The sequence below is a fragment of the Inquilinus sp. genome, from assembly GCF_057815775.1.
Genome location: NZ_JBYRFX010000971.1, coordinates 1 through 3,816, shown reverse-complemented (window position 1 = coordinate 3,816; position 3,816 = coordinate 1). Strand labels below are relative to the sequence as shown.

At 68.6% G+C, this 3,816-nt stretch carries 3 protein-coding genes; 1 reads left to right on the top strand and 2 read right to left on the bottom strand.

Features of this window, described 5'->3' with window-relative positions:
- Positions 1-933: calcium-binding protein (locus AC3XYG_RS34890; RefSeq protein ID WP_489144490.1), on the bottom strand; the 933-nt coding region annotated here is incomplete at its 3' end.
- Positions 934-1,264: 331 nt separating this feature from the next.
- Here AC3XYG_RS34890 and AC3XYG_RS34885 point away from each other — a divergent pair.
- Positions 1,265-3,250, top strand: a complete 1,986-nt coding sequence (locus tag AC3XYG_RS34885; RefSeq protein WP_489144489.1) for a M3 family metallopeptidase — start codon at positions 1,265-1,267, stop codon at positions 3,248-3,250.
- Positions 3,251-3,359: 109 nt separating this feature from the next.
- On the opposite strand, the gene AC3XYG_RS34880 is transcribed toward AC3XYG_RS34885, so the two are convergent.
- On the bottom strand, positions 3,360-3,816 hold a 457-nt coding region (locus AC3XYG_RS34880), incomplete at its 5' end, for an isocitrate lyase/phosphoenolpyruvate mutase family protein (RefSeq protein WP_489144488.1).

Below are 3,816 nucleotides of genomic sequence, written 5' to 3'. Positions count from 1 at the left end.
GGCGACGTGCAACTCGCCGGCATGGTGGGTGAAGGCACCGGTGCCGATGAAGCTGAAGGGCTGGTTGCCGCTGAGGGCGGTGTTGGCATCGATCTGGTGCAGATCGCTCTTGTCGCCTTCGGTGTGGCTGAAATCGGTGATCCGGTCGGCATTGACGCCGGTCACGGTGTGGCTGGCCGCGGAAAAGACGAACCGGTCGGCCCCGGTGCCGCCCGTCAGGACATCCTTGCCGGCCCCGCCGTCGAGGACGTCATTGCCGGCATTGCCGACCAGGGTGTTGGCGGTGGCGCCGCCGGTGAGGACGTCATTTCCCCAGCTGCCGGCGACATTCTCGATCCCGGTCAGCACATCGCCCTGGGCGTTGCCACCGACCCCGGTTCCAGCCGCGATGCTGACGGTGACGCCGATCGTGCTCTCGCTGTACGTCGCGGTGTCGATGCCGGCACCGCCATCGAGATGATCGGCCCCGGCGCCGCCGCGGAGCACGTCGTTGCCGACACCGCCCTGGAGCGTGTCATCGCCGGCGAGGCCGCTGAGGGTGTCGTTGCCGGCCAGGCCCGACAGCAGGTCGACCTTCTGCGACCCGGTCTGGGTGTCGTCGCCGGCGAACAGGGCGATGGCGAGACCGGAGAGATCGCCGTTGCTGATGGCGGAATAGGCGGTGGCGGCGGTGATCGAGGTGTCCGAGAAGGTGGCGATGGCGCCGCCGCCCTGCGACAGCACGATGCCGGTGACGAGCCCGGTGATGCCGAACAGCCCGGCGCTGAGGCCGGTGCCGGTCAGGTCGACCGATACGCCGTCGAAATCGATATGGACGGCGGTGGTGGTGAAGGTGGTGATGTGCGGGTTGGTGAAGGCGAGATCGCCCAATGCGTCGAATGAGAAGCCGGCGCCGTTGAGGCCGTTGGGCGCGTTCACGGTCAGCGTGGTCATGCAGAAACCCCTGTTCGGTGCCCGGATTCCAGATCCGGCCACCGTCGTTGAGAATAGAATCGTATGCTAACGGGGTGTCGTCAGGTCGGACAAACGCATTTCGCAGGAATTCTTGGGCCAATCCTGCTTGACGATGCATCGAATCCATTGAGTCCCGCAGGATCATGGGATGCATAAGATTTTAAATCTTTAAATCATATATTGATAATCAGGATTCTGCGGCGAAATGACCAAGGGAAAGCGGGCGCGGATGGGGTGAGACGGCGGCTGACACGTCCTCCCGATCCTCTGCTAGTCTGGCCGCCACAGACCCCGATCACACGGTGCCGAGATGAGCGCAGACCAGCCGACCCGCACGCCGTCGCCGCAGGATGCCGGCAACCCGTTGCTCACGCCCTGGACGACGCCATTCGGCAGCCCGCCCTTCGGCCGGATCGCGGTGGAGCATTTCCGCCCGGCCTTCGACACGGCTTTGGCCGAGCATGCCAGGGAGATCGACGCGATCGCCGGCAATGCCGCGGCGCCGAGCTTCGACAACACCATCGTGGCGCTGGAGCGCAGCGGCCAGGCGCTGGGCCGCGTCGCCGCCACATTCTTCAACCTGACCTCCGCGCACAGCAATGACGCGCTGGAGGCGGTGGAGCTGGAGATGGCACCGCTGCTGGCCCGGCACCACAACGCGGTCCAGCAGAACCCGGCGCTGTTCCGCCGGATCGACACGCTGTTCGCCGGCCGTGCGGATCTGGGCCTGACGCCGGAGCAGGCGCGGGTGCTCGAGCGCTATCACATCCGCTTCACCCGCAGCGGTGCCGGGCTGGGGGACGCGCCGAAGCGCCGGCTGGCGGAGATTGCGGAGCGGCTGGCCACATTGGGCACGCAATTCGGCCAGAACGTGCTGGCCGACGAGAAGGCCTATGCCCTGGTGCTGGACGGCGAGGCCGATCTCGCCGGCCTGCCCGAGGTGCTGCGCGACGCGGCGGCCGAGGCGGCGGCGGGTCGCGGCCTGCCGGGCAAGCATGCCATCACCCTGGGCCGGTCGAGCATCGAGCCGTTCCTGCAGTTCTCGTCACGCCGCGACCTGCGCGAAACCGCGTTCAAGGCCTGGCTCGCGCGCGGCGAAAGCGCCGCCGCCGACAACCGCCCGATCATCGCCGAGACGGTGGCGCTGCGGGCGGAACAGGCCGGCCTGCTGGGCTATCCCAGCTACGCCGATTTCCGCCTGGCCGACACCATGGCGAAGACGCCGGAGGCGGCGCTGGGCCTGCTGTATTCCGTCTGGCCGGCAGCCCGCTCCCGGGCGGCGGATGAGCAGGCGAAGCTGCAGGCGCTGGTGGCGTCCGAGGGCGGCAATTTCGAGATCGCCGCCTGGGACTGGCGCTATTACGCCGAACAGCAGCGCAAGGCGGAATTCGACCTCGATGAAGGCGAGCTCAAGCCCTATCTGCAGCTCGACCGCATGATCGCGGCGGCGTTCGACACGGCGCACCGGCTATTCGGCCTGTCCTTCGCCGAGCGGCACGACGTGCCCACTTGGCACCCCGATGTCCGGGCCTGGGAGGTCACGGGGGCCGACGGCCACCTGGTCGGGCTGTTCTACGGCGATTACTTCGCCCGGCCGTCGAAGCGCAGTGGCGCCTGGATGGATGCGATCCGCGAGCAGGACAACCTCGACGGCGTGGTCCGGCCGATCGTGGTCAACGTCATGAACTTCGCCAAGGCGGCGGAGGGCACGCCGAGCCTGCTGAGCTTCGACGACGCCCGCACCCTGTTCCACGAATTCGGCCACGCCCTGCACGGGCTGATGTCCGACGTCACCTATCCCGCCATCTCCGGCACCAATGTCGCGCGCGATTTCGTCGAATTCCCGTCGCAGCTCTACGAACACTGGCTGGAGCGGCCGGAGATCCTGCGCCGCCACGCTCTGCATTACCGCACCGGCGAGCCGATGCCGGAGGAGCTGCTGCAACGTGTGCTGGCGGCGCGGAACTTCAACCAGGGTTTCGCCACGGTCGAGTTCATCTCTTCCGCCCTGGTCGATCTCGACTTCCATGCCGCCGGCGCCGATGCGTCCGACCCGGCGGCGTTCGAGCGGCAGTCGCTGGCCCGGATCGGCATGCCGGCGGCGATCGCGATGCGGCACCGGCCGCCGCATTTCCAGCATGTCTTCGCCGGCAGCGGCTATTCTGCCGGCTATTACAGCTATCTCTGGTCCGAGGTGCTTGATGCCGACGGCTTCGGCGCGTTCGAGGAGGCCGGCGACGTGTTCGACCCCGCTGTGGCCAAGCGGCTCGGCGACTTCGTCTACTCCGCCGGCTAGCGCCAGGACCCGGCCAAGGCCTACCAGGACTTCCGAGGCCGCCCGCCGGAGCCGGCGGCGCTGCTGCGGAAGCGGGGCCTGGCCGAGGCGGCGGAGTAGCCGGCCGCGCTCAGCGGTCGGCGAACAGCCCGTTGATCTCCTTGTGCGGCGCGGCGTCGGCGGCATAGCCGAAGCTGCCCTGGTCGTGGATCTCCCGCGCCGCGCGCAGGAAGGCGCCCAGCGCGGCCCGCGCCAGGGACCCGCCGACGCTGATGCGCTTGACCCCGATTCCGGCAAGCTGGTCGACGGTGAAGCGGGCGCCGACCAAACCCATGACGACATTCACCGGCCGGTCGACCGCGCGCACGACGGCAGAGATGTCGTCCAGGCTGGCCAGGCCGGGGGCGTAGAGCACGTCGGCCCCGGCGCGCTCGTAGGCCTGCAGGCGCGCGATGGTGTCGTCGAGGTCGGGGTTGCCTCGGATGAGGTTCTCGGCGCGGGCGGTGAGCGTGAAGGGGAAGTCGAGGTTCTGGGCAGCCTCCACGGCCGCGGCGACTCGCTCGACGGCCTCGTCGAGGTCGTAGATG

Coding starts and splice junctions, on each gene's coding strand:
- AC3XYG_RS34885 (WP_489144489.1), top strand. CDS start 1,265: ATGAGCGCAGACCAGCCGACCCGCACGCCGTCGCCGCAGGATGCCGGC.